The organism is Plantibacter sp. CFBP 13570 (assembly GCF_014841395.1).
In the GTDB taxonomy this organism is placed as follows: Bacteria; Actinomycetota; Actinomycetes; order Actinomycetales; family Microbacteriaceae; genus Plantibacter; species Plantibacter auratus.
This window is the reverse complement of record NZ_JACYTW010000044.1, coordinates 1-25175: the sequence shown is the minus strand read 5'-3', so window position 1 is coordinate 25175 and position 25175 is coordinate 1. Positions and strand designations below refer to the sequence as shown.

The 25175-nt window shown below is 69.0% G+C and carries 28 protein-coding genes and 2 pseudogenes; 19 read left to right on the top strand and 11 right to left on the bottom strand.

The features are described 5' to 3' along the window. The first annotated feature begins 224 nt into the window (after positions 1-224). Positions 225-1355, top strand: a complete 1131-nt coding sequence (locus tag IFT89_RS14275) for an epoxide hydrolase family protein (protein WP_202939296.1) — start codon at positions 225-227, stop codon at positions 1353-1355. An 8-nt stretch (positions 1356-1363) separates the two neighbouring features. Here IFT89_RS14275 and IFT89_RS14270 read toward each other — a convergent pair whose 3' ends face one another. Continuing rightward, positions 1364-1810 carry a MarR family winged helix-turn-helix transcriptional regulator gene (locus tag IFT89_RS14270; RefSeq protein WP_191940103.1) on the bottom strand — a complete coding sequence of 149 codons (447 nt, stop codon included), beginning with the start codon at positions 1808-1810 and terminating at the stop codon, positions 1364-1366. Positions 1811-1873: 63 nt separating this feature from the next. Here IFT89_RS14270 and IFT89_RS14265 point away from each other — a divergent pair, with 63 nt between their 5' ends. The 8 genes from IFT89_RS14265 (at position 1874) to IFT89_RS14230 (ending at position 8622) form a co-directional block, all read left to right on the top strand. Further along, entirely contained in the window at positions 1874-2242 is a 369-nt protein-coding gene (locus IFT89_RS14265) for a VOC family protein (RefSeq protein ID WP_192019623.1), read from the top strand. 33 nt (positions 2243-2275) lie between these two features. Beyond that, positions 2276-2809 (top strand): hypothetical protein, encoded by a 534-nt coding sequence (locus IFT89_RS14260; RefSeq protein ID WP_192019624.1) that lies wholly within the window; start codon positions 2276-2278, stop codon positions 2807-2809. A gap of 143 nt (positions 2810-2952) precedes the next feature. Further along, positions 2953-3999, top strand: coding sequence for an NAD(P)-dependent alcohol dehydrogenase (locus IFT89_RS14255; protein WP_191940106.1), 1047 nt, complete (start codon positions 2953-2955; stop codon positions 3997-3999). Positions 4000-4191: 192 nt separating this feature from the next. After that, entirely contained in the window at positions 4192-5553 is a 1362-nt protein-coding gene (glnT, locus tag IFT89_RS14250) for a type III glutamate--ammonia ligase (RefSeq protein WP_064295821.1), read from the top strand. A 5-nt stretch (positions 5554-5558) separates the two neighbouring features. Next, entirely contained in the window at positions 5559-6557 is a 999-nt protein-coding gene (locus IFT89_RS14245) for an alpha/beta fold hydrolase (RefSeq protein WP_202939295.1), read from the top strand. 102 nt (positions 6558-6659) lie between these two features. Then, the gene (locus tag IFT89_RS14240; protein ID WP_085511227.1) at positions 6660-7049 is read left to right on the top strand and encodes a hypothetical protein; all 390 of its coding nucleotides are present in this window, start codon (positions 6660-6662) and stop codon (positions 7047-7049) included. After that, positions 7049-7846 (top strand): RES domain-containing protein, encoded by a 798-nt coding sequence (locus IFT89_RS14235; RefSeq protein ID WP_202939294.1) that lies wholly within the window; start codon positions 7049-7051, stop codon positions 7844-7846. The genes IFT89_RS14240 and IFT89_RS14235 overlap by 1 nt, the downstream gene beginning before the upstream one ends. A 38-nt stretch (positions 7847-7884) precedes the next feature. Continuing rightward, the gene (locus IFT89_RS14230; protein ID WP_202939293.1) at positions 7885-8622 is read left to right on the top strand and encodes a TetR/AcrR family transcriptional regulator; all 738 of its coding nucleotides are present in this window, start codon (positions 7885-7887) and stop codon (positions 8620-8622) included. On the opposite strand, the gene IFT89_RS14225 is transcribed toward IFT89_RS14230, so the two are convergent. Then, positions 8619-8855, bottom strand: coding sequence for a hypothetical protein (locus IFT89_RS14225; RefSeq protein ID WP_202939292.1), 237 nt, complete (start codon positions 8853-8855; stop codon positions 8619-8621). The two genes, IFT89_RS14230 and IFT89_RS14225, sit on opposite strands and share 4 nt — an antisense overlap. Beyond that, positions 8852-9103 (bottom strand): hypothetical protein, encoded by a 252-nt coding sequence (locus IFT89_RS14220; RefSeq protein ID WP_202939291.1) that lies wholly within the window; start codon positions 9101-9103, stop codon positions 8852-8854. Before IFT89_RS14220 ends, IFT89_RS14225 begins: the two co-directional genes overlap by 4 nt. A 208-nt stretch (positions 9104-9311) precedes the next feature. Between IFT89_RS14220 and IFT89_RS14215 the strand changes: the two genes are divergently transcribed. The 5 genes and pseudogenes from IFT89_RS14215 to IFT89_RS20340 form a co-directional block, all read left to right on the top strand. Next, the gene (locus IFT89_RS14215; protein WP_202939290.1) at positions 9312-10631 is read left to right on the top strand and encodes an ammonium transporter; all 1320 of its coding nucleotides are present in this window, start codon (positions 9312-9314) and stop codon (positions 10629-10631) included. 113 nt (positions 10632-10744) lie between these two features. After that, positions 10745-11425, top strand: coding sequence for a DedA family protein (locus tag IFT89_RS14210; RefSeq protein ID WP_202939289.1), 681 nt, complete (start codon positions 10745-10747; stop codon positions 11423-11425). Between the two features lie 5 nt (positions 11426-11430). Then, positions 11431-12666: a sensor histidine kinase gene (locus tag IFT89_RS14205; RefSeq protein ID WP_228501443.1), complete on the top strand. Its 1236-nt coding sequence runs from the start codon at positions 11431-11433 to the stop codon at positions 12664-12666. Then, on the top strand, positions 12663-13331 hold the full coding sequence (locus IFT89_RS14200; protein ID WP_086472721.1) for a response regulator: 669 nt from the start codon (positions 12663-12665) through the stop codon (positions 13329-13331). The genes IFT89_RS14205 and IFT89_RS14200 overlap by 4 nt, the downstream gene beginning before the upstream one ends. Positions 13332-13448: 117 nt before the next feature. Further along, positions 13449-14558: pseudogene (locus tag IFT89_RS20340) on the top strand (acyltransferase family protein); the annotation flags it as partial. Positions 14559-14723: 165 nt separating this feature from the next. Here the strand turns inward: IFT89_RS20340 and IFT89_RS20335 are convergent. Continuing rightward, on the bottom strand, positions 14724-15215 hold the full coding sequence (locus IFT89_RS20335) for a TetR family transcriptional regulator (RefSeq protein ID WP_307783522.1): 492 nt from the start codon (positions 15213-15215) through the stop codon (positions 14724-14726). Positions 15216-15345: 130 nt separating this feature from the next. On the opposite strand from IFT89_RS20335, the gene IFT89_RS14185 reads away from it, so the two are divergent. Next, the gene (locus tag IFT89_RS14185; RefSeq protein WP_137242700.1) at positions 15346-16392 is read left to right on the top strand and encodes an NAD(P)-dependent alcohol dehydrogenase; all 1047 of its coding nucleotides are present in this window, start codon (positions 15346-15348) and stop codon (positions 16390-16392) included. Positions 16393-16395: 3 nt separating this feature from the next. On the opposite strand, the gene IFT89_RS14180 is transcribed toward IFT89_RS14185, so the two are convergent. From IFT89_RS14180 to IFT89_RS14170, 3 genes are all read right to left on the bottom strand, one after another. After that, a complete protein-coding gene (locus IFT89_RS14180) occupies positions 16396-18291 on the bottom strand; it encodes an FAD-binding monooxygenase (RefSeq protein WP_202939287.1) in 1896 nt (631 codons plus the stop codon). A 133-nt stretch (positions 18292-18424) separates the two neighbouring features. Continuing rightward, positions 18425-18958 carry a hypothetical protein gene (locus IFT89_RS14175; RefSeq protein ID WP_194599780.1) on the bottom strand — a complete coding sequence of 178 codons (534 nt, stop codon included), beginning with the start codon at positions 18956-18958 and terminating at the stop codon, positions 18425-18427. Positions 18959-18992: 34 nt separating this feature from the next. Then, positions 18993-19892: a pentapeptide repeat-containing protein gene (locus tag IFT89_RS14170; RefSeq protein ID WP_202939286.1), complete on the bottom strand. Its 900-nt coding sequence runs from the start codon at positions 19890-19892 to the stop codon at positions 18993-18995. A 235-nt stretch (positions 19893-20127) separates the two neighbouring features. Between IFT89_RS14170 and IFT89_RS14165 the strand changes: the two genes are divergently transcribed. Together IFT89_RS14165 and IFT89_RS14160 are read left to right on the top strand one after the other, a co-directional pair. Further along, positions 20128-20484: a helix-turn-helix domain-containing protein gene (locus IFT89_RS14165; RefSeq protein WP_202939285.1), complete on the top strand. Its 357-nt coding sequence runs from the start codon at positions 20128-20130 to the stop codon at positions 20482-20484. A gap of 32 nt (positions 20485-20516) precedes the next feature. Then, complete coding sequence (locus IFT89_RS14160) at positions 20517-21050, top strand: hypothetical protein (protein ID WP_192019638.1); 534 nt, start codon at positions 20517-20519, stop codon at positions 21048-21050. On the opposite strand, the gene IFT89_RS14155 is transcribed toward IFT89_RS14160, so the two are convergent. Further along, positions 21037-21849 carry an isocitrate lyase/PEP mutase family protein gene (locus IFT89_RS14155; protein ID WP_192019639.1) on the bottom strand — a complete coding sequence of 271 codons (813 nt, stop codon included), beginning with the start codon at positions 21847-21849 and terminating at the stop codon, positions 21037-21039. The two genes, IFT89_RS14160 and IFT89_RS14155, sit on opposite strands and share 14 nt — an antisense overlap. 62 nt (positions 21850-21911) lie before the next feature. Continuing rightward, on the bottom strand, positions 21912-22481 hold the full coding sequence (locus IFT89_RS14150; RefSeq protein ID WP_202939284.1) for a hypothetical protein: 570 nt from the start codon (positions 22479-22481) through the stop codon (positions 21912-21914). Positions 22482-22586: 105 nt separating this feature from the next. Between IFT89_RS14150 and IFT89_RS14145 the strand changes: the two genes are divergently transcribed. Then, positions 22587-23003, top strand: a complete 417-nt coding sequence (locus tag IFT89_RS14145; protein ID WP_202939283.1) for a hypothetical protein — start codon at positions 22587-22589, stop codon at positions 23001-23003. Positions 23004-23024: 21 nt separating this feature from the next. Here IFT89_RS14145 and IFT89_RS14140 read toward each other — a convergent pair whose 3' ends face one another. Beyond that, positions 23025-23870 carry a helix-turn-helix transcriptional regulator gene (locus tag IFT89_RS14140; protein WP_202939282.1) on the bottom strand — a complete coding sequence of 282 codons (846 nt, stop codon included), beginning with the start codon at positions 23868-23870 and terminating at the stop codon, positions 23025-23027. Between the two features lie 100 nt (positions 23871-23970). Here IFT89_RS14140 and IFT89_RS14135 point away from each other — a divergent pair, with 100 nt between their 5' ends. Next, positions 23971-24726 (top strand): SDR family oxidoreductase, encoded by a 756-nt coding sequence (locus tag IFT89_RS14135; RefSeq protein WP_202939281.1) that lies wholly within the window; start codon positions 23971-23973, stop codon positions 24724-24726. A gap of 60 nt (positions 24727-24786) precedes the next feature. On the opposite strand, the pseudogene IFT89_RS14130 reads toward IFT89_RS14135, so the two are convergent. After that, positions 24787-25175: pseudogene (locus IFT89_RS14130) on the bottom strand (glycoside hydrolase family 2); the annotation flags it as partial.

The following is a 25175-nucleotide window of genomic DNA, read 5'->3' as shown; positions in this document are numbered from 1 at the left end:
GCAAGATGGCTATCCGAACCTGGGTACCGGAACCCAGCCCCGCCGCTGCGATCCAGACATTCGGGTGCCGGCTCAAGCGGCGGCGGGGTCTGGGCCACAACCGGGCGAGGGAGCCCGGTACCGGCGATGCTACCGGTCGCGACGGGCGGTGTCATCAGTGGGTTGTGCAGCATCGCGCCCTCGTCTCATGCCCCCTGTCGGACGTCTGCTCTAGCGTCGAGCGCATGCGTTCGTTCCGGATCCAGGTGCCCGATGCCGACCTCGAGGACCTGCGGCGGCGTCTCGACGCGGTTCGCCTCCCCGCCGCAATCGGCGACGCCGGCGAGGAGAGCGCCCTCTCGCTCGACCGGTTGCGGGCGCTCGTCGACCACTGGCGGGACGGCTTCGATTGGCGGCGCATCGAACGCGAACTTCAGGATGTGCCGCAGTTCGAGGCGGAGGTCGACGGGCAGCGGCTGCATGTCGCGCGGCTGATGGCGCCGGACGGCGTCACGGTGACGGTCCCGGTGATCGCGTTCCACGGCTGGCCGTACTCCTTCATCGAGATGCTGCCGCTGGCGAAGGAACTCGCAGGACGCACGGTCGACCTCGGCGACGGCCGGACGCTCGGCTTCGAGGTCGTCGTCCCCTCCCTGCCCGGGTACGGGTTCTCAGCACCCCTCGCGGACCGGCCGTTCACCGGCCCGGTGGTCGCCGAACTCATGCACGCACTCATGACCGAGGTGCTGGGGCACGCGAGCTACCTCACCTACGGCGAGGACGTCGGGTCGACGACGAGCGACTGGCTCGCGGCGCTCCATCCCGAGTCGGTCGTCGGTCAGTTCGCGACGCATGCCGCCTTCCCGTCGGCGTCCCGAGCGCGCGACCTCACCGCCGAGGAGCAGGACTGGCTCGATCGACACGACCAGGAGTGGGCTCGCGGTCTCGCCTATGCGCGGGTGCAGGCCACCAGGCCCGAGATCCTCGCGACGGCCCTGAACGACTCGCCGGTAGGCCTCGCCGCATGGATCGCGGAGAAGCTCCTCGCGTGGGCGGGAGAGGGTGACTGGTGGACCGACGACGAGCTGCTGACCACGGTCTCGCTGTACTGGTTCACGCAGAGCATCGGATCATCGTTCCGGCCGTATCGCGACCACCCGAAGCAGCCCGAACTCCCGCTGATCGAGGTGCCTGTGGCCGTCGCCGTGCAGACGGGCGAACGCGGACTCCCGCGCTCCTACGCGGCGAGGGCGTACAGCGACATCCGGAGCTGGACGGAACTGGATCGCGGGGCGCACTTCACGGCCTGGCAGGTCCCGGTCGCTGTGGCGGACCGGATCCAGGCGTTCGTGGAGACCCTTCCCATCACCGACTGACGGGCGCCTCAGCGCTCGTCGTCGCGAAGTGATCGGATCATGCTGCGCAGGACGACGAGTGCCTCCCGCTGCTGATCAGCGGTCAGGCCGCTCAGCATCCGGACCTCGACCGATCGCACGGCAGCGGTCGCCTGCGCGAGGCGCTCACGACCGAGCGGCGTGAGTCGGGTCGGCAGTGCCTTGCCGACGGGGGCCTGTTCCGGGCGGGTGACAAATCCGTCGCGCTCGAGGGCCTGCAGGAGCACGTTCATCGACTGACGGGTGACGAAGGCGCCGCGGGCCAGTTCGGAGTTCGACAGTCCAGGTCGCTGGGCGAGGAGTTCGAGGCAGGAGTAGTGCGTGATCGTCATGCCGAGTGGCCGCAGGACCGCCTCCATCGCTGAGCGGAGTGCGCTCGACGCCTCCTTCAGGAGGTACCCCAGCGAGGTGTCCAGTTCGATCCCGTCTTGACTCATGTCAGTATTCTGACATAGGCTGAGTGTGTCAGATAACTGACACGACAGAAATGGACGCACATCATGCCCGTCACCGGACCGGACTTCATCTCCCTCCAGGTCGCCGACCTCGACGCCTCGCAGGCCTTCTATGAGCAGTACCTCGGCCTCGTCCGCTCGCAGGCCGGCCCGCCGCACGCGGTCGTCTTCGAGACGTCGCCGACCGCCTTCGCCCTGCGCGACATCGTCCCCGGAACCGATCTCGCCTCCGCACCCCAGCCTGGGATCGGCGCGGCGATCTGGCTGCACGCCACGGACGTCCAGGAGATCCACGACGCCCTCGTCGCCGACGGCCACACGATCGTCTCGGCGCCGATCGACGGCCCGTTCGGTCGCACCTTCACCTTCGCCGACCCGGACGGCTACCAGCTGACCCTCCACGACCGCGCCTGAGCTCGTCCGCGTCCGACCGGTCAGAATGGACGGATGCGACGATCGAGAGTGCATGTGATGGGTGCGAGTGGCAGTGGCGTGACCACGCTCGGGCGGGCGCTCGCCGACCACTGGTCCGTCCCGCACGCCGACGCCGACGACTACTTCTGGGTGCCGACCGACCCGCCCTATGTCACCAAGCGTTCTGACGCGGAGCGGGTGCGGCTCATGCGCGAGCTGTTCGTACCGCGCGAGGCGTGGGTGCTGTCGGGCTCGATGCCCGGCTGGGGTGACGAGATCGTCGCCGAATGCGACGCGATCGTCTTCGTGACCCTCGATCCGGCGGAGCGGCTGCGGCGTCTGGAGGCCCGAGAGATCGAGCGGCGGGCCGGCGAACCGCATGACGACCGTGCGTGGCGGGAGTTCCGTGAATGGGCGAGCGGCTACGACGACCCTGCGTTCGACGGCCGGAGTCGGGCGTCGCACGAGGCCTGGCTCGTGACCCTGCCGCAACCGGTCCTCCAGGTCGACAGTGGGCTGTCGCGAGCTGAGCTCCTCGAGGTCGTCCTGGCCTGGGAGCCACGCTGACGGGTGTCGGTGCCAGGGCGCTGTCAACGGGGTGCCGGCCGCCGGATCGAGGCGCATACTGGAACGGTCAGACTTATCTGACACACGTCGCTTAGTGAGCGACTGCGGCGTGCGGTTCCGACGCTCGAGGAGGATGTCTCACCATGAAGGCACTGCGGTACACGAAGATCGGCTCGGCCCCCGAGGTCGTCGAGATCGAGAAGCCGACACCGGGGCCGGGTGAGATCCTCCTGAAGGTCACCGCCGCCGGTGTCTGCCACTCCGACGACTACGTCATGAGCCTCCCCGAGGAGGACTACCTCGCGCAGCAGTACCCGCTGCCGCTCACGCTCGGACACGAGGGCGCCGGCGTCATCGAGTCGTTCGGTGAGGGTGTCGAGACGAGCCTGCAGATCGGCGACGCGGTCGCCGTCTACGGACCGTGGGGCTGTGGTCACTGCCTGAACTGCTCGCAGGGCAAGGAGAACTACTGCACGAACGCCGTCGCCGAGGGGATCCGTCCTCCCGGACTCGGCAGCCAGGGTTCGATGGCCGAGTACATGATCGTCGACGATGTGCGCCACCTGGTGCCGATCGGCGACCTCGACCCCGTGAAGAACGTGTCGCTCACCGATGCCGGCCTCACGCCGTACCACGCGATCAAGCGCAGCCTGCCGAAGCTCGGTGCCGGCACCTTCGCCGTCGTCATCGGATCCGGTGGCCTCGGTCACGTCGGCATCCAGATGCTCAAGGCGCTCTCCGGCGCGACGGTGATCGTCCTCGACGTGAGCGACGAGAAGCTCGAGCTGGCGAAGCACGTCGGCGCCGACGTCACGCTCATCAGCGACGAGTCGGCCGCGGGCAAGATCCGCGAGCTGACCGGTGGCGTCGGGGTCGACGCGGTGTTCGACTTCGTCGGCGCCAACCCGACGATCGCCACGGCCACCGCGGTCGCCGCCATGGAGGCCGACGTGACGATCGTGGGCATCGGCGGCGGATCGGCGACCATCGGCTTCGGGTCGATCGCCTACGACGCCGCCGTCCGGGTGCCGTACTGGGGTTCGCGGAGCGAGCTCATCGAGGTCTTCGAGCTCGCGAAGGCGGGCAAGGTCGACGTCGAGGTGCAGCCGTACTCGCTCGACGACGCCCCGAAGGCCTACGAGGATCTGCACGCGGGCACGATCCGCGGGCGTGCGGTCATCGTTCCGTAACCACGACTCCCGGAACCGGCGTCCGTCGCACTCGCGGCGGGCGCCGGTTCCGTGTTTTCAGTGCACCTGGGCGCAGGGTTCACACCCCGGAAACACTTTCGACACTGCATCGAAACTCCACCCACGCATACTTTCAATACAGTATCGAAATGAGTCGCGGCGAGGGCAGCGACGTAACCGGAGGAGCATCCCATGACCGTCGTCGAGACCGTTACCACCGTGGAGTCCGTCCGCGCCCGCCTGCAGGAGGCCGGCGTCAAGTACGCGATGGCGAGCTTCGTGGACATGCACGGCAGCATCAAGACCAAGTTCGTCCCGCTGTCGCACCTCGAGCGCATGGCCGGGGGATCGGAGCTCTTCACGGGGGCCGCGCTCGACGGCCTCCCGCAGGCGATCAGCGACGAGGAGCTCTCCGCTCGCCCCGACCTCGACAGCGCCGTGCAGTTGCCGTGGCGGAAGGACGTCGCCTTCTTCGCGAGCGACCTCTACACGAAGGGCGAGCCGTTCGAGGCGGCGTCGCGCAACATCCTCAAGCGCCAGCTCGATGCGGCGGCCGAGATGGGCTTCACCTTCAACCTCGGGATCGAGACCGAGTTCTTCGTCCTCAAGGACACCCCGGAGGGCGTGACCGAGGTCAGCGACCGCGACGACCTCGCGAAGCCCTGCTACACGGCGACCGCCGCGCTCGACAACCTCGATTGGCTCACCGAGCTGGTCGAGGCGATGACCGAGATGGGCTGGGGCGTGTACTCGTTCGACCACGAGGACGCCCCGGGGCAGTTCGAGATCGACTTCAACTACTCCGACGCGCTCACCATGGCCGACCGCGCCGTGTTCTTCCGGCTGATGGCCAACGAGATCGTCCGCAAGCACGGCTACTTCGCGACCTTCATGCCGAAGCCGTTCGCCGACCGGAGCGGGTCGGGTGCGCACTTCAACATGTCGCTCGCCGACATCGAGACCGGCGAGAACCTCTTCGAGACCGATGACGACCCGCGTGGTTGCGGCATCTCGGAGCTCGGCTACAAGTTCATCGCCGGTGTCCTCAAGCACGCGCCGGCACTCTCGGCGGTCATCGCGCCGACGGTCAACAGCTACAAGCGGCTCGTGCGTCAGGGCAGCATGTCGGGTTCCACCTGGGCGCCGGTCTTCGTGAGCTACGGCAACAACAACCGGACGAACATGCTCCGCGTGCCGCTCCAGGGCGGGCGCGTGGAGTGCCGGGCGGCCGACATCAGCTGCAACCCGTACCTCGGGGCGGCGCTCATCCTCGCCGCAGGCCTCGAGGGCATCCGTGAGGACCTCGACCCGGGAGCGCCGCACACCGAGAACATGTACGACTACACCGAGGCGCAGGTCGCGCAGCTCGGCATCGGCATGCTGCCGCGCAGCCTCGGCGAGGCGGTCGACGAGTTCGCCACCGACTCGCTGTCGCGTGCCGTGTTCGGCGAGGCGATGTACGACGCGTTCATCGACTACAAGCGCCAGGAGTGGAACGAGTACCAGGCGCACGTGTCGGACTGGGAGACCGCTCGCTACCTGAAGTTCTTCTGATCCCGATGCACCAGGTCCTCGACCTCGGGAGGTTCGCACTGGAGTCCGGCGCGGACCTCCCGGAGGCGCGGCTCGCGTACACGACGCAGGGCGCGCTGAACGCCGACGGCGACAACGCCGTCCTGCTCCCGAGCTACTACACCGGGACGCACGCGAGCTACGAGCCGTGGATCGGGTCGGGCCGGGCGCTCGACCCGGCCCGCTGGTTCATCGTCTCGGTGAACCTGTTCGGCAACGGCGTCTCGACGTCGCCGTCGAACGCGGCTGAGGAGGTGCGCGGTGCCGCGTTCCCCGAGGTCTCGATCGGCGACGACGTCCGTGCGCAACGGCAGCTCGCCGAACACCTCGGTGTCCGCCGCTGGCGGCTGGTCGCCGGCTGGTCGATGGGTGCCCTCCAGGCGTACGAGTGGGCGGTGCGGTACCCGGACTTCGTCGACGCGTTCCTCCCCGTCGCCGGTGCCGCGCGGTGTTCCCCCCACAACGCCGTCTTCCTGGCGGGTGTCGAGGCGGCGCTCCGGGCAGATCCGGCCTTCGATGGCGGCCGCTACACGACACCGCCGCGGGCCGGACTCCGCGCATTCGGGACGGTGTATGCGGGGTGGGCCTACTCGCAGGCGTTCTTCCGCGACGGGACCTACCGAGAGCTCGGGTACGCCGACGTCGCCGACCTCCTCGAGGGCTGGGCGGCCGACCACGAGCGGTGGGACGCGAACGACCTGCTCGCGATGCTGCGCACCTGGCAGCGGGCGGATCCCGGGCGAGGGGTCGAGGGCGGTTTGGCCCAGGCGCTCGGGGGCGTGAGCGCGCGGAGCATCGTCATGCCGTCGTCGACCGACCTCTACTTCACCGTCGAGGACAACGTCCTGGAGTCGGCGATGATGCGTCGGAGCGAGGTGCGGATCATCGAGTCCGACCTCGGTCATGTCGCGGGGCGGCCTGGCATGCGTGCCGCCGAGACGGCCGTGATCGAGGCGGCCATGCGGGAGCTGCTGGCCGAGAGGTGAGCCGCCGCTGGATCTGCGTGGTCACTCTCGCCGAGAACGGATAAGGTGCGAGATGTGTGATTGTGGGTGTGATTCAAGCTGGTAAAGCGCTAAACTCGGAGCATGACGATCACGAACTCGACTCCTGGTCTGGGCGCGTTCCAGCGATCGATCCGTGCGGAAGTGCCTGAACTCGTCGAGGACCTCCGTGGAATCCTCGGAGCCCAGCTGCTCGCCTACCTTGGCAATGTGCGCGAGACCCGAGCCGTTCGGCAGTGGGCGGAGGGAACACGTGTTCCGTCTGCTGCCACCGAGTTGCGCCTCCGGACCGCACTCCAGGTTGCCGGCATCCTCATTGAACGTGACCACCCGCGTATCGCGCAGTCTTGGTTTCAAGGGCTGAATCCTCAGCTCGATGACGAGTCACCGGCTCGCCTGATCCGCGAAGGCGACATCGAAGAGGTCGGCCCGCGGGTGATTGCAGCCGCACGAGCATTCACCGCGGTGGGCTAGTGCCAGCTGAGTCTGAGTCAGGACCTCGATTCGTCTTTCGCGACAGCCCAGGAACGGTTTTCAGAGTCGGTTACGGACCCGACCCATGGGCTTGGACCGATTGGAGCCTCGCCAACGGAGGTCGGTTCACGGGGAGATGGGACTCAGAGGATGGCTCCTATCGAACGCTCTATGCGGGGGACTCCCTGTATGGCTGCCTCGTCGAGATCCTGGCCAGGTTTCGGCCGGACCCAGCAGTTGTCGCGGCCATGGCCGCAATAGAGGTGAGTGACAGCGACGACGAGCTCTATCCCACCGTCGATGCAGGAACGGTCGACGCCTCCTGGTTCAGTAACCGCAGGGTGGGTCGCGCAGACCTCGCCGGTCGCTACTGCGACGTGGCGAACTCTCGAACGATCGCAGCTCTACGCGACTCGTTCGCTGCAATGGCCATCCAGGAGTTCGGCCTGAGCGACTTCGACAGCTCAGCGCTGCAGAACAGCCAGCCTCGTGCGCTCACCCAGCGCGTGGGCCGTTTCATTCTCGGGCGAGACGCCAGCGATGGCGGACCGTTCGACGGCATCCAATTCGGATCCCGCCATGGAGCGGACATCGTGCTCTGGGCCATCTTCGAACAGGCGGATGATGGCATCACGAGCGCGAGGCTGGACAACATCGACATCGATGTCCTTCACCTGCAGTCCCCAGATCTTCTGAGAGTGTTGCGCCTCCACAACCTGACCATCGCCTCGTGTCACCACGTCCCATCCGATGGGACGATCGTGAGTGTTCAAGGCCGTCGAGCCGCCCGCCCGTAGGATTGGCGGAGGTGTCCGCGAGCAGGGAGTGGTGATCGATGGCCGGCCGCACAGGAGCATCGCCCGGTCGTCCTCGCGCGAGCGGGATCGCCGCCGAGGATCCTCGTGAGGAGATCATCCAGGTCGCGACCAGGCTGTTCGCGGAGCGCGGGTACGAGCGCACGAGCATGACGATGCTGGCCGAGGCGTGCGGGATGAAGCAGTCCTCGCTTTACTACTGGTTCGCGAACAAGCGCGAGGTGCTGCGGGCGACCGCCGCCTCGAACCGCCAGTCGGTCGGCGCCGCGGAGGCCCTCGGTTCGATCGAGGCTGATGTTCCCGCGAAGCTCTACCGCGTCCTCTACGAGGACGGCATCGCGATCTGCGAGGCGCCCTTCGACTACAACGAGATCGAGCGGCTCGCGGCGGAGCATCCTGACGACCTCGCGTCGTTCTGGGACGACTACCGCGCGCTGTTCGCGTTCATCGCCTGGCTCGTCCGCGACGGCGTCGAGCAGGGGACCCTCGTCCTCGGCGGCAGCGAGACGCCCGAGTGGGCGGCGGCCGCGGCGCTCCACGCCAACGAGGGTATGCAGAAGGCCTACCGCTACGGCTCCGGCGACATCGCCGCCCAGTACCCGCCGGTCGAGGCCGCCGAGGGTGCGAGCGGGACGGACCGCATCAGAGCCTTCGCGCGGCGCACCGCCTCCGCCACCCTCCACAGCCTGTTGGTCGACCGCGCTGCACTCGCAGACGTCGAGCGGGCTGCCCTTCAGCTCGACCTCGCTGCCGGCTAACCCGCCGGAGACTCGTCCTCAGCTGTGGCGTCCGTCGAGTCGGTCCGACGTCCCGACCGCAGGCTCGAGGTGATGACGGTCAGCGCGAGCGAGCCCTGCACCAGTGCGAGCACGATCTGGAACCAGTCTCGACTCGTCCCCGACCAGTTCGAGACGATGATCCAGAGCTGCACTGCCACGAGCGCCAAAAAGAGGACGGCCGCCACGAGCCACAGCTTGCGGGAGCGGGTCATCGCCCGTCTCCGGCGTCGGTCCGGGCTGCATCGTCGATGGACGGGCGTTTCGGGAGCTGCCACGCCTGGATCAACACGACCGCGCCGAGGACGATCTGCGCAACACCCAGGATGACCCCGAACAGATAGCCCTGACTGTCAGCGCCGGCGGGCAACCTGAACGCGAGTTGCACGACACCGAGGGTCGCCCACGTCCATCCCAGGATCAGCCGCGGTGTCCGGTACTGGGGATTGTTCGCCTTTGCCATGCGAGCAGCCTATGCGCCGTCTAACCACGACGGCTGCTACCTCGCGAGTGCCGCTCACGACTGGGTCCGACGCTCGGGACCCGACCGAACCCGTAACGAACACGAAACGGATTCGATACTGCATTGAAACCGGTCGTCACGACAATTGGATGACCTATTGAAAATGCGGTCGTCCGTTTCGGATCCCGCGCGAACCCTGGAGGTCCGGATGGACACGGCTGCAATCGCGGGCAACACGGCATGGCTCCTGACGGCGGTGGTGGCCGTGGCACTCATGCTGCCCGGCCTGGCGATGTTCTACGGCGGCATGGTCAGCCGTCGCGTCACCATGAACATGATGATGATGATCTTCGCGTCGTTCTGTCTCGTCGGGATCCTCTGGGTGGCCTTCGGCTACTCGATGGTCTTCGGTGACAGCCTCGGCGGCCTCGGGCTCGTCGGCGACCCCACCGAGTACCCCGGCCTCGGTCAGTTGCTCGTCGCCCCCGAGGGAAGCGCGCTCCCGCCGCTGGCGCTCGCCGCACTCCACCTGATGTTCGCCGGTCTCACGATCGGGATCGTCGCCGGAGCGGCCGCAGGTCGGATGAAGTTCAGTGCGTGGATGGTCTTCGCCGGTGTCTGGTCGACGCTCGTGTACTTCCCGGTCGCGCACTGGGTCTTCGCCTTCGACTCCGCTGACGGCAGCGTGCAGGGCGGGTGGCTCGCGAACACGATCGGCTCGATCGACTATGCCGGCAGCACCGCGATCCACGTCAACTCCGGGGTCGCCGCCCTCGCCCTCGCCATCGTCCTGGGCAAGCGCAACGGCTTCCCGTCGCAGCCCAAGGCGCACAGCCTCCCACTCACGCTCCTCGGTGCCGGCCTGCTCTTCGTCGGCTGGATCGGCTTCGACGGCAGCGCCCTTGGTGCCGCGGATAACAACGCCGCCGTCGCCGTCTTCAACACCGTCGCCGCGACCTGCGCGGGCGTCATCGTCTGGCTCGTCGTCGAGAAGCTGCGCGACGGTCACCCCACCACCCTCGGTGCCTGCTCGGGCGCGATCGCCGCACTCGTCGCCATCACGCCGTCGTGCGGTGCGGTCACCCCGCTCGGCTCGCTCGCGATCGGTGCCGCCGCAGCGGTCGTCTGCTACTTCGCGGTCAGCCTCAAGGTCCGCCTCGGCTTCGACGACGCCCTCGACGTCACCGCCCTGCACTTCGTCGGCGGCGTCGTCGGTGGCCTCCTCATCGGTGTCCTCGCGGTGCCGCTCGCGCCCAGCGGCGGCGAGGGACTCCTCGCGGGCGGCGGCTTCCTCCTCCTCGGCAAGCAGGCGCTCGCGATCGTCGCCGTCTTCGTCTACACCTTCTCCATCACCTGGGTGCTCGCGAAGGTGCTCGACAAGACGATGGGCATCCGAGTCTCGGCCGAGACGGAGGCACAGGGTCTCGACGTCGTCCTCCACGCCGAGAACGCCTACGAGGTCAGCACGCACGAAGCGCTCGCCCCGCGTGGGCACGCCGAACCGAAGGTCCCGGCCGTCGTCGACTAGGACCGGCACCGGCGAGGACCGGCACCGGCGGCGCCGCAGAACACCACCGGGGTAGGGGGTCCGCGATACCCCAGGGTGATGCTGCGGCGCCGTCCGCTTCGTAGCGTCGGAGCATGGACGTCATCAACGAGCTCATCCTCAACGCAGTGACCTCACCGTGGCTGTACGTGGTGATGTTCGCGACCGCGGTCATCGACGGGTTCTTCCCACCGATCCCGAGCGAGACGGTGCTCGTCGCCGCGGCAGCCGTCGCGGTCTCGACCGGCGGATCGAACCTCCTGCTCCTCTGCGCCGTCGCGGCCGTGGGTGCGGCGATCGGCGACAACATCGCCTACCTCATCGGCCGCGGGGTCGGCACGACGCGCTTCGCGTGGATGCGGCGTCCCCGGATCGCGGCGGCCTTCGACCGGGCCGGGCGGACGCTCGGGCATCGAGGCGCCCCGCTGATCCTCGGGGCGCGGTACATCCCTGTCGGCCGCGTCGTGGTCAACATGTCCGCCGGCGCCCTCCGATACCCGTGGCGACGGTTCCTGCCGCTCAGCGTCATCGGCGGAGTGACCTGGGCCGCCTACAGCGCGATCATCGGCGTGGTCGCCGGCAAGCTCTTCGAGGACCAGCCGTTCCTCAGCTCCGTGCTCGGTGTGGGCGTCGCGCTCGTCCTCGGCCTGGTCGTCGACCGGGTCGCAGCCATCCGTCGTCGTCGCCGTGAGCGGTCCGATGCGGCCGGCGACGGGACGCCGGCGGAGTCAGACACCGAGGAGCACCCGCCGGCCCTGGCGCTGATGGGACAATGACCCTCATGGATCGGACGGCGCGCGGCACCTCCCGCCGCACCGTCGGACTCTTCGTCCTCGCGGGCGTCGGCGTCGTCCTGCTGAGCGTCCTCGTTCCGATCCAGAGCCTCCTCTACGGCACCGTGCTCCCGGCGTCGTTCCTCCTCGGAGCCGCGGTCTGTGGCGCGCCACTCCTGTCCGTCGTGCTCCCACGCGTCGCGGTCGTGCTGTTCTCCGCGGCGGCCTTCGTGCTCCCGCTGGTCGCCTCGCCCGACCACGATCCGGTGTGGCCGTGGCCATGGTCGGTGCCCGCGCTCATCGCCTTCGCCGTGTTCGTCGGTGTCGTCACCTTCCTCCACGACTGGCTGTTGGGACTCATCCCGTTGCTCGTCGGCATCGCGGGCTCGCTCGTCGCGGCGCTCCTCGTCCCGTCCGCCGCCGACGCGACAGCCATGGCCGCGGACCTCATCGTCGCGTCATCCGTCGCGGGGGTGGCATATCTCGTGGCGCTGCTCGTCTCGGGACGCGTCCGGGTGGGCGAGGAACTGACCCGGGAGCGTGAGATCTCCGCCGCCGAGCAGTCCCGGCGCGTGCTCGTCGAGGAGCGTACCCGGATCGCCCGCGAGCTCCACGACGTGGTCGCGCACAGCATGTCCGTGATCCAGGTGCAGGCCTCGACGGCGAAGTATCGCGTGCCCGGCCTAGCCGAGGACGCCGCGGCGGAGTTCGACGACATCGCCGCCACCGCGCGCGGCTCGCTCGTCGAGATGCGGCGTCTGCTCGGCGTCCTGCGCACCGAGGACCAGGTCGCAGAACTCGCTCCGCAACAGGGCTTGGACGACCTCCCGGCGCTCGCCGACGGCCTGCGTCGCGTCGGCGCCGACATCACCCTCTCGATGGACCGTGGCGACGAGGGTGTCCCCGTCCCGCCGACCGTGCAGATCGCGGCGTTCCGCATCGTGCAGGAGGCGATGAGCAATGCGGTCCGGCACGCACCGGGCGCGCCCATCGTCGTCGACGTCCGAGTCGATGCGACCGCGGTGCAGCTGCGCATCCACAACGGTCCTGCGCAGAGCGCGGGGGAGCACGGCGCTGGTCACGGCCTCCGCGGCATGCTCGAACGCGCCGCCCTCCTCGACGGCACCCTCGACGCCGGCCCCGACGGTGTCGGCGGTTGGCTCGTGACGGCCGTGCTGCCCACCGGCGAGCCGACCTCGACGCCCTCTCGCCCCCGATCCAGCTCGACGAAGGACCGCCAATGACGATCGACGTCCTCATCGCCGACGACCAGGCCATGGTCCGAGCGGGGTTCGCCGCGCTCCTCGACGCCCACGACGGGATCCGGGTGACGGGGCAAGCCGCGAACGGAGCCGAAGCGGTCACGCTGTCGGCGCGGCTCGACCCCGACGTCATCCTCATGGACGTCCGCATGCCCGAGCTCGACGGCATCGAGGCGGCGAAGCGCATCCTCGGCCCGGGCTACCCGGCGGCGAAGGTCCCCCGCATCATCATGCTCACCACCTTCGACATCGACGACTACGTCTACGACGCCCTGCAAGCCGGCGCGAGCGGCTTCCTCCTCAAGGACGCCCTGCCCGAGGACCTCGTTCACGCCGTGCGGGTGGTGGCGGCCGGTGACGCACTGCTTGCCCCGAGCGTCACCCGGCGGATGATCGCGCAGTTCGCCGCACAGAAGCCCCGTGCCTCGCATGGCGCCGCGCGGCTGGCGGAGCTCACCGAGCGCGAGCGCGAGGTGCTCGTCCTCATCGGCCATGGGCGGTCGAACAGCGAGATCGCCGCGACCCTGTTCATCGCGGAACAGACCGTGAAGACCCATGTCGGCAAGGTCCTCGCCAAGGTCGGTGCGCGCGACCGCGTGCAGGCCGTCATCTTCGCCTACGACACCGGACTCGTCGCCCCGTCCTGACCGGACTCCGCGCGTCGGTGCCTCACCCCTGGGTACGGGGCGCGACGACACCGCCGGGTGATGTGCCCTCGGGTGCCGCGTTCGTAACCTCCTCGGACATCACCGAGGAGGACCGTCATGGCCATCACCCACGCAGCACCGATCGACGCCAGAATCGATCGCACCAGACCGGTCCGCACCGGGCTCGATCGCACCCGGGGTGACCGTGACCGCGGCATCGACCTCGTGCGTGCCTGCTGCATCGTCGGTGTCGTCGTCCTGCACGCGATGATGGTCGGCGTGACGGTGACTTCCGCCGGTCCGGTGTTCGAGAACGCGAGTGACGGCACCGCCTGGATCGCCCCGCTCAGCTGGGTCCTGCAGGTCATGCCGCTCTTCTTCGTCATCGGCGGGTTCGCCGGCCTGCTCGCGTATCGACGCCACCGGTCGCACGGTGCGCCGGCCTCGGCGTTCATCGCCGCGCGGCTCCATCGCCTGTTGCTCCCCGCGGTCGTCACCATCGGCTGTGTGGGAGCCGCCCTCGCGATACTGACCGTGGCCGGTGTCCCCGCCGACCTCGTCGCCATGGCCGGCTTCCGGTTCGGCCAGCCACTCTGGTTCCTCGGCGTCTTCCTGCTCTGCCAGGCACTGCTGCCTGCGCTCGCCGCCGCCCACGAGCGCGCACCGCTCCGGTCGATCGCGTCACTCGCCATCGCCGCCGTGCTGGTCGACGTCCTGCGTGCTGCCACTGGTGTCGACGCCCTCGGATTCATCAACCTCGTCCTCGTCTGGACCGCGCTCCAGCAACTCGGGTTCTTCCTGGCGGACGGCTCGATCGGCGCGCTCAGCCGGCGTGTCCGGGCGCTCGCCGGTGTCGGGGCGGTCGTCGTCCTCGTGCTCACCTGGTGGGCCGGCGTGTACTCGAGCGACCTCATCGCGAACATCAACCCGCCCACCGCGGCGCTGCTCCTCGTCGGGGTCGCCCACACGGCACTGCTGTCGCTCGTCCGCGAGCGACTCACTCGGCTGAGCGCGCGTCGCCGGGTCGCGTTCGTGACCGACTTCGTCACCCGTCGCGCCATGACGATCTACCTCTGGCACATGCCGGTACTCCTCGCCATGGCCGGTGCGTCGGCAGTGTTCGCGCTTCTGACCGGCATCGCCCTCCCCGCGCCGGACAGCCTCGGGTGGTGGTTCGGACGGCCCCTCTGGCTGGCGGTGGCACTGACACTGACCGCACTGGTCGCGACGGTGTTCGCCCGTGTCGAGGCGGTTCCGCCTCCGGTCGCGATCGGTGCACGACGGCGCCTCGCGATCGCCGTCCTACTGGGGCTGGGCGCGATCGTGGCGCTCCTCGTGATCGGTACGACGGTGCTCAGCGCGGCGCTCGCCGTGGTGCTGATCCTCGCCGCGCTATTCCTGAGTGCAGAGGCCGGCGCGGATCGTCGCAGCCAGCGCCGAGCGCCGACGGTCGTGGACCTCGGGTGCGTCGGCGGACGTGGCGACCACGGTCATGGACGCCTGCGCCCACGTCGCCGCGGTCGAGATGAGCAGCGCCCAGACGTCGGCCGGGTCGAGGTCGGGACGGATCGATCCCGCTCGCTGCTCCGCCTCGATGTCCCGGAGGTGGCGGCGGTCGTGGTCCTCGAGGCCGCTGTAGAGGTACCCGGTGCTCTCGCGTTCGAGCCGCTTCCACATGACGAGGCGGGCGAGCGCCGGATCGGCGAGGTAGTCGTCGTACAGCCGGGCCGCGTACTCGGGGAGCTCGGCCGCCGTGAACGGCACGCGATCGCCGTTGGCGATGACGTGCGCGTCGAAGACGGCGTCGAACAGCTGGTCCTTGGCGCCGTAATAGGCGTAGATCATCGGCTTGCTCATGCCTGAGCGCTGGGCGATCCTGTCCACCCGTGCGCCGGCGATGCCGTGGGTGGCGAACTCCTCGGTCGCGGCGTCGAGGATGCGCTGACGAGTCTGTTCTGCGGTGTTCATCGATCGAGTGTATCGATACTACCAACTAGTAGGTAGTATCGGTCGCATGCGCACAACCGCCCTCATGTCCACGGCCGCCCCTCGGTCGCTCCAGCAGACCGTCATCGAACGCCGCGAGCTCCGACCGGACGACGTCGATGTCCGCGTCACGCACTGCGGCGTCTGTCACAGCGACCTGCACGCGCTCGCCTCCGTGGGCCCGGGTGCGGGGCTCGTGCCCGGTCACGAGTTCGTCGGCGAAGTCGTCGCCGTCGGCTCGGACGTGACGTCCTTCGCGCCCGGCGACGCCGTCGCCGTCGGCAACATCGTCGACTCGTGCGGAACCTGCACGATGTGTCTGCGCGATCAGGAGAACTTCTGCGTCGAGTTCCCGACGCTCACGTACGCCGGCCGCGACCGCGTCGACGGCAGCACGACGCTCGGCGGGTACTCCGGGCGCTACGTCGTGCGCGACAGCTTCGTCTACCACCGCCCGATCTCCCTCGACCCGGCCGGTGTCGCACCCCTGATGTGTGCGGGCATCACCGTCTGGGAGCCACTCCGCACCAACGGCGTGGGGGAGGGGACGCGACTCGGCGTCGTCGGCCTCGGGGGTCTCGGTCACCTCGCCGTCCGCCTCGGTCGCGCGCTTGGCGCCGAGGTCACCGTCTTCACCACGTCTGAGGGCAAGGCGACCGATGCGCTGCGGCTCGGGGCGTCCCGAGTGGTGGTCTCGACCGATGCCGACGCCATGGCTGCGGCAGCCGGCAGCCTCGACCTCGTCATCGACACCGTCTCGGTGGAGCACGATCTCGTGCCGTATCTCCGCGTCCTCGACCTCGACGGGACGCTCTGCTCGCTCGGCTACCTCGGCCCGATCGACATCCAGGCCATGGACCTGCTCCTCGGCCGGAAGCGTCTGACGTCGGCCGGGAGCGGTGGTCGCCGGTGGACGCAGGACCTCCTCGACTTCTGCGGCACCCACGGCGTGACAGCGGACGTCGAGGTGGTCCCGGCAGCCGACGTGGACGTCGCGCTCGATCGGCTGGCCCGCAACGACGTCCGGTACCGCTTCGTCCTGGACCTCGCCGACATCGACGCCGAGCTCGCCTGACGATCAGGAGTGCGTCGTCTGCCGTCCCATCGCGCCGTCGAAGAACGCCGCGAGCTCCGTGGTGGCCGTGAGTGGGAGCACGTGGGCGACGTACTGGTCCGGCCGCACGACGACGACGGCACCCGCGCGGTCGACGCCGCGCTCGGCGAAGATGTCGACGTCGGGATGGCGGGCGTAGACCTTCTCGTAGTCGATGAGGTCGAACGGGCCGACGCGCGGCAGGAACGCCGGCGGAACGGTGCCGAGGTCGATGTCCGTGTGGCGCTGCTGGTAGACGATCTTCACATCGAACCAGTCGTCGGCCCGCACGCCGTCAGGCACCGCGCGGAGCGGCGACTCCGGTGCGTCCTGCAGCCAGGCGGCGACCTCCGCCGATCGGCCAGACGCTGGCGAAGCGGCATCCGCGAAGACGTAGATCCGCCAGCGCCCGTCGGCCGTGGCGTGGTGTCCGAGATGGATGTGGTTGGCGTCCGCGACGCGCGAGGTGAGGGCGGACTTGAACCGCTTGCCGATCGGGAAGCCACTCGCGAGGTGCTGGTGGGTCGCCTCGCCGACGATCGCCGACGGGCTGTACTCGGTCATGAAGCCGGCCGGGAACTCCGCGGTGCGCACGTAGAAGTCGGCGAGCTCGGACGGGTCGGCGAACTCCTCCGGTCGCTTCGCCATGAGCGTCGACCACTCCCGGTCGAAGTCGATGAGGTCCTGCGCGACCACCTGCCGCTCGGCCGAGTAGGTCGCGAGCAGGCTCTCCGGGCTGCGGCCCTCGAGCACATGTCCGAGCTTCCACGCGAGGTTGAAGCCGTCCTGCATCGACACGTTCATCCCCTGCCCGGCCTTCGCGCTGTGGGTGTGACAGGCGTCACCGGTGATGAAGACACGCGGCGTGCGCGAGCCGAGTTCGTCGATCGGGACGTCGTCGAAGCGGTCCGTCAGGCGATGGCCGACCTCGTAGACGCTGTGCCAGGCGACATGCTTCACGTCGAGCCGGTAGGGGCTCAGGATGGTGTTCGCGTGGTCGATGATCTGCTCGATCGAGGTCGACCGCACGGCCTCGCTGCCGCCCGACGGCACCTCGCCGAGATCGACGTACATCCGGAAGAGGTGTCCGCCCTCGCGAGGGATGAGCAGGATGCTGCCGCCGGAACCCGACTGGATGGCGCACTTCGTGCGGATGTCGGGGAAGTCGGTGACGGCGAGGGCGTCCATGACGCCCCACGCGTGGTTCGCCTGGTCGCCGGCCAAGGTGCAGCCGATCGCCTGGCGGACGGCACTCCGGGCACCATCGGCTCCGATGACGTACTTCGCGCGGACGGTCCTGGTCTCGCCGGCGGACTCGTCGCTCGTGTCCAGCAGCGTGACCGCGACCGGGTACTCCGCGTCGTCGTCGATCTCGAGTCCCTGGAACGCCCACCCGTAGTCGGGTCGCATCCGGGTCGGGGCGTTCGCCATGTACTCGGCGAAGTAGTCGAGCACTCGGGCCTGGTTCACGATGAGGTGCGGGTACTCGCTGACGCCGGTGGTGTCGTCGAGTGGTCGGGCGCCGCGGACGATCCGACCTGGGTCCTCCGCGTCGGGCTGCCAGAACGCCATCTCGGTGATGCGATACGCCTCGGCGGTGATGCGCTCAGCGAAGCCGAAGGCGTCGAAGGTCTCGACACTGCGGGCCTGGATGCCGTCCGCCTGACCGATCGCGAGGCGTCCCGGTCGACGCTCGACGATGCGCGTGGTGATGGACGGGAAGCGGGACAGCTGGGCGGCCGCGATCATGCCCGCCGGCCCGCTGCCCACGATGAGGACGTCGAGCTCGTCCGGGAGGACCTCGGGTCGATCGACCCCGACGCCCGCTGCGGGCAGGACCCGCGGATCACCGGAGACGTAGCCGTGGTGGTGGAACTGCATCGATTCCTCACTTCATCGTCAAGAATTCGATAATGGAACACGCTGTTCGCTTATCGCACGGCAGACACTACCCTGCACCGGCGCGCGGTGGAAGACCGCTCGCCGGTGCAGGTGCAGCTCGAGTCGCGGGAGCTCAGTCCTTCGTCGCCCAGGTGCCGAGGTCCTTGACCTCGACGGCCGTCGGCAGGGCGTCCTTGTCGCCGAGGAAGGCCTGGCAGGCGACGAGCGGGGCGTCGGGGGACACCCCGGCCGTCGCGTTGCCGTCCGGGGTGCAGTCGAACTGGCCCAGGACCTTGATGGGCTGGTAGGTGCCCGTGCCGCTGAGCTTCCATTCGTCCGTCGTCGGCACGGGGAGTGCGGAGCGGTCGGCGTCCTTGATGTCGCCGTCCGTCAGCGTGACCGAGTAGGTGACGAAGTACGGGGTCTTCCCCTCGTCCGACGGCGTCGACTGCACGCCCATCTCGGCGAGGTCGCTGAGCTTCCCCTCCCGGACGTCGTCGATGGCGAACGACATCTCGACGCCCGTCCCGACCTCGACGGCCACACCCGTGCCGAGTGCCAGGGCGTCGTCGGGTGCCTGCTGTGGGCTCGAGCACCCGGTCAGGGCGATCCCGGCGGTCGCTGCGACGAGGGCGGTCAGGGCGAGGGTGCGGTGCATGCGGATCATGTCATCGACGGTATCGGGGACGGCCGCCCGAGGCCTACGGGGACAACTCCCCATCTGTCGGGGAGGAAGCGCGACTCGCCGTCGTCCAGTGCCCCGGTCGGTCGAGGGTGGTCGGCAAGAGCGCCGCCTCGTCACCTCGTGCCGCGTTGAGCTGCATCTGGGTGAGGAACAGGGCGGCCGAGAGGTCGGCCCCGTCGAGTCGTGTATCGCGGAGATCGGCTCCGAGCAGGTCGACGCCCGCCAGGTCCGCCCCACGCAGGTCCGCGCCGATCAGGATCGCCCCGCGTAGATCGGCTCCGCACAGTCGACGGGCGCGCAGGTCGCGTCCGGCGAGGTCTGCCGAGGGGTGGAGGTCGTCGTCCGGCGCGGTGTCGGCGCCGGCCAGGTACCCGCCCCGCGCCTCCTCGCTGACGTCGATCAGCACACTTCGGATGTCAGCGCGGAGGGACTCGACGTCGCAGGCGAGGATCTGGGAGGTGCCGCTGTCGAGGATCCGCTGGATCCCGGTGCGGAGCCGGCCGATGTGCACCACCAGGTCTGACGCGGCCGTCCGCTCGGCGGCTTCGACGAGGTACCAGCGCATCTCCTGCAGTTGGCGCACCACGGAGAACGTGGCGAACATCTCGGCGCTCGTCTCGGGGCGTTCCCGCCAGCTCGTGCCGCCGAAGAGCTCCTGCGAGACGAGTTGGCCCGCGCCGAAGCAGTCGAAGACGGTGCATCCGCGGAACCCTCGCGGGCGCAGGGATTCGTGGATGGTGCAGGAGAAGTCGTCTGCCAGATTGAGGCAGGGCGTGCCTGCCGGTTTGTCGATCGGGAAGTCGGTTGATCGTTGGAACCCGAAGGCGGTGCAGCAGAGCGCGAAGCAGTCAGCGCAGTTCGCGCGAAGCACCGAGCGGTCGTCGGAGGGGGTGGAGGAAGCGTCGATGGACGTCATGCGTGGGTGTTCTTTCCGGAGTGGTTTCGAGTGGGGGCCGGGGTGCAGGGGAACTCCGCAGGGAGCTCCCGTTCCGGGCGCACGAAATCACCGCCCCTCGTGGGAGGAGCGAACGGGTGTCGCTGAAAGGCCTCTGGGTCACAGAGCGAAAGAACGGTTCACTGCCCTCAGGGTATCGGAGGGCGTCGGATCGGCATGCTCGATCGCGTTGCTCACAGAACCCAAGGGTTCTAAGATGAACAGCGATTTCGTGAATGGCAGAAGGATGATGACGATGAGTGAGAAGCCAGTGAGTTGGGGGAGCGCGCGCGCGAAGTTGGGCCGAGATCCGGAGCGCGTCGCCGCCGCTCGCCATGCCGCCGAGTCAGAAGTGCTCGCTTATCAACTGGTCACGCTGCGGAAGGAAGCTGATCTGACGCAGACGGAGCTCAGTAAGACGATGGGCGTATCGCAGCGTCGTGTGTCGGCCATCGAACACGGGCAGCTCGAGTCGTTCGAACTCGACACCATCAGGAAGTACGTCGCCGCGTTGGGTGGTCAGGTCCGGGTTGTCGCCGACTTCGGGGATCGCAGCGTCACCCTTGCGAGTTGACCTTCTCGCTGGCCTGTGATCGCATCGAGCAGATGAGTATGCGTCCACTGGTGCTCTCGGGCGGTCCTGCGGTCGGGAAGTCGACCTGCGGCAGGCGCCTCGCCGGAGAGCGTGAACGAGCGGCGTTCATCGATGCCGACGACGTTCGGCAGTTGATCGTGGCCGGTGACGCGACGCTCTGGAGCGGTCCGGAGGGTCGAGCACAGCACCTGCTCGCGGTCCGGAACGCCGCGGCGCTCGCTCGCAATCTCGGTGACGCCGGCTTCGACGTGGTCATCGCGGATGTCGTGCCGGCTGACGCGCTCGCGGCCTACCGTGCGGAACTCCCCGACTGCCTCGTGGTCCATCTCACGCTCCCGGTGGATGAGGCGCGAGAGCGTGCAGCGACGCGCCCCGCGTATCTGACGGACGGCGAGTTCGATTTGCTGCACGACCTGCTCGCGTCGCCGCCGGAGGTCGACGTCGTCCTGGACGTCTCCGGCTTCACGATCGACCGACAGGTCGAGGCGATCCGCGACGTGTGGTCGGCGTCCCGCTGGTCCCGCCGGGGGTTCAGTCCCGGATGAGCTGGTTGAGTGCGGCCCAGCCGAGCGTGGGCGGTGATGCGGGAGCCGCATCGGGCGTCTCGAGCATCGCCGTCGCCCACTGCTGCGCGAGGCTGTAGGCGGCCTCCGCGATCGACGAACCCGCGCTGATGCGACTCGCGCCGGCTCTCGCGAGCTCGCTGACCGTCAGCGTTCCCGGACCGAAGGCGACGTTGAGCGGCAGGGTCGTCGCATCGGCGAGCCGCTCGATCGTGTCGGCTCGGAGGGCACCGAGCACGAAGATCCCGCTCGCGCCGGCCCGTGCATACGCAGCGGCACGCGTCACCGTCTCGTCGAACCAGCGGTCGCCTCCGATGTCGCCGAGTCGATGCGTGTCGATCCGGGCGTTGATGAAGAGGGGGATACCGGCGTCATCAGCGGCAGACCGTGCTGCCGCGATCCGTCGTTCCTGTTCCTCGATCGGGCGGAGGGAGTCCTCGAGGTTCACCCCGGAGGCGCCCGCGTCGATGCAGGAGGCGATCGTGCCGGCGACCTCGTCCGGTGTCTCGCCGTAGCCGCCTTCGATGTCCGCGGTGAGCGGGACGGGCACCGCGGATGCGATCCGCCGCACGGCATCGAGGGCGACGTCGCGGGTCAGCTCGTTCCCATCGCGGTACCCGAGCGACCAGGCGACCCCGGCACTCGTCGTCGCGATCGCGCGGGCGCCGGACGCCAGGATGGCGCGGGCGGAGGCGACGTCCCAGGCGTTCGGCAGGATCAGCGGGTTTCCGGGGACGTGCATCGCCTGCAGGACGAGCGCGCGTTCGAGCGGTGTGGTCATCAGGCAAGTCCAGCACATCTCGCCTGGCCGTTCGACCGCGTGGGTGGCTGAGACCCTGGGGGTCAGCGGACGGAAGGCGTGAGGGCTGAGCTCAAGCGGGACATCGGGATCGCGCCGGGGAACGGCTCGCGCGTCGGCTCCCAGCCCGGTTCGGTGAGACGCCGCTCGGTGACGTTCTTCGTCTGCCCGTCCCAGATCCTTGTGAGGACATTGCCGGTGCGCCGGCTCAACATCGTGATGATCAGGTTGAGCGGCGAGATCGGGACGGGCATCTCGACGTCGAGCAGGATGCAGAGCCGACCCGAGTACAAAAACTTCGGATCGTGGTTCACGAACCACCCGCCGCCGCCGATCCGCAGGTAGGTCTCGCCGATGTATCGCGTGGCACCGTCGTTGAAATCGGTGTCCTGCTCCTGCGCGAAGGCGTGGCGGTCCGACCAACGGTGGAGGATGAGCCGCTCGAGGGAGGCGAGCGAGTCCCGCGAGTAATCGGTGACGACCTCGCGCGGTGTGAGGAAGTCCCCGAATCGTGCGAGGCGCGGGTGCATGATCTCCAGCCACTCGATCAGCAGCTTGTCCTGCTCCGGTGCGGGTGATTGCTCGTCGGTCTCGGTGCGTCCGTCGTCGTTCATCCCTCGAACGTACGCGGTGGGCTACGGGCAGGGAATGGGGACATCTCCCCTCGGTGTGGTTGGCTGGGCCACACCTGATTGAATTCGTGACCCTAGGAGGTAGCCGTGCGTGTCTTCGGTGTCTTTGCCCTCGTGCTCGCCGCCGTCGGCCTCGTGGTCGCCTCGCTGGTCGTGATCGGCAACCCGGATCTGGCCGCACCCGGTCCGCAACTCCTGCCGTACCAGGCGTACGACTCCTGGCGCTTCATCCTCGGCCTCCTGCTGTGGGGTGCGGGTGTCTGGCTCGCGGTCGGCATCCTCGCGGTGTCGCGTCAGCCGGGGCTCGCCTGGCTCGTCCTGCTGGCGTTCATCCCGCTGCTCGTGGTCGACCTCATCGGCGGCGGCCTGATGCCGAGCTTCGTCTTGGCACTCCTCGCTGTCGTCGTCCTCGGGCTGGTCGTCCCGGTGATCGTCGGGGTCGTCGGCGTCGCGATCGGCGGGGCTGTCCGCCGTCGGAAGCTGCGGACAGCACCGACGGCCTGAACCGCTCGGCTGGCGCTTCCGCTACCGCGCACCCTCGAAGGTCTGGGTGCCGAGGACAGCGAGGAGTTTGAGCTTGCCTGCGGCCTCGGTGTGCGGTGCGGCCGTGAGGACGAGGAGTGCCTGCGACTGGTCCTCGGTGAACAGGGCCTGACAGTCCAGCTCGATGGGGCCGATCTCGGGGTGGATGAGCACCTTGTGGTCCTCGAACCGCCGCCCGACCTCGTGCGTCGCCCACAGTCGCCGGAACTCCTCACTGTGCCCGGAGAGCGCCTCGACGATCTCGCCCGCCGGCGACTGTGCCCCCAACGAGCCGTAGGCCGCACGCAGCGACGCGACCTGCGCTCGACTCTGCCGGTCCCGGTCCTCGGCGGGGTATCGCTCGCGTTCCTCCGGGTGCAGGAACCAGCGGTAGATCGCGCTGCGCTCCAGGCCCCGGTACCGGTTCGCATCGCCGAACAGCGCCCGGGCCGGGTCGTTCTGGACGAGCGTCTCGCCGAGCGCCGACAGGATGAGCGCGGGTGCGTCGGTGAGCCGGTCGAGGACGCGCAGAAGCGCCGGCGCGACGTAGTCGGTCGCTGCGAGGCGGGTCGGTGCGTTGTGTCCGGTGATCCGATACAGGTAGTCGCGTTCCTCGGCACTCAGCCGGAGCGCCCGCGCGAGTGAACCCAGCATCTGCGTGCTCGGCTGCGGACCCCGCTGCTGCTCGAGCCGCGCGTAGTAGTCGGTCGACATCGCTGCGAGCTGCGCGACCTCCTCGCGTCGGAGCCCGGCCGTCCGTCGCCGAGGTCCGCTGCTCAAGCCGACGTCCGCGGGCTGCAACGCCGATCGGTGTCGGAGGAGGAAGTCGGCGAGCGCTGGGCGATCCATCCCGCCAGTATCCGCCTCCGCGGCCAGGCGATCCAGGGATCGCGGATCCATGGATCGCCGCACCCTGGTGCGGCCGTCGTCACCGACGGAGACTCGATCCATGCAGATCACCGGAAACACCGTCTTCATCCCCGGCGCGACGAGCGGCATCGGCCTCGCTCTCGCACGACGCCTCCACGCAGCCGGCAACACCGTCATCATCGGCGGGCGACGCACCGAACTCCTCGAGTCGATCGCCGCCGACGAGCCCGGCCTCCACACCGTGCGGATCGACACAGCAGATCCTGCGAGCATCGAAGCCGCGGCGAAGCAGGTCATCGCGGAGCACCCGGAGCTGAACGTGCTCATCACGATGGCCGGCGTCATGCGCGGCGAGGACTGGACTGGTTCCGACTTCGTCGCGACCGCCGAGGAGATCATCACGACGAACGTCCTCGGGCCCATCCGGCTCATCGGCGCGTTCATCGAGCAGCTCCGCAGCCGACCGGACGCCACGATCATGACCGTCTCCTCGGGCCTCGCTTTCACCCCGCTGCGGGTGACGCCGACCTACAACGCGAGCAAGGCGGCCATCCACATGCTGAGCGAGTCGATCCGACTCCAGCTGGCGGCCACAAGCGTCCGCGTCGTCGAGCTCGTCCCGCCGGCCGTTCGCACCTCGCTCATGCCCGGCCAGGAGGAGAGCGACTTCGCGATGCCCCTCGACGCCTTCGCCGACGAGGTCATGGGCCTCATCGAGTCGCAGCCCGACGCCACGGAGATCCAGGTCGAGAACGTCAAGTTCCTGCGCTACGCCGAGGTCCGCGGCGAGTACGACCAGACGGTCGCGATGCTCAACCGCCTCGACCCGCACTAGGCGTGCTCATCCGCCCGGATCTGCGCGAAATCAGGCTGATTCCGTGCAGATCCGGGCGACTCAGCGACCCGCTGCCTCCAGATCCAGGACGACGTCGTCGAGGCCGGCACCGCTCACCGTCACCGTGATGGCGCCGGCCCCGCTCGGCCGGACGATCGCCAGCGCCCGTCCGTCGAACGTGGTGCGCGTGGTCGCGTCGAAGCGCTCGGTCGTCTTCGGGGTACCGGTTCCGAAGCCCGCGAGCCGACCCGCACCCGCGACGCTGACCGAGACCTCGCGGTCGGCGCCGGTGACCAGGACGCCGGCCGCGTCACGCAGCTCGATCGCGATGAAGGCGAGATCGGTGTCGTCGGCGCGGAGCGTGGTCCGGTCGGCGGTCGCCACGAGCCTGGTCGGGCCGGTGGCGGAGACGAGCGCGGTGCGGCCGACCTCCGCGCCCGAGCGGAACG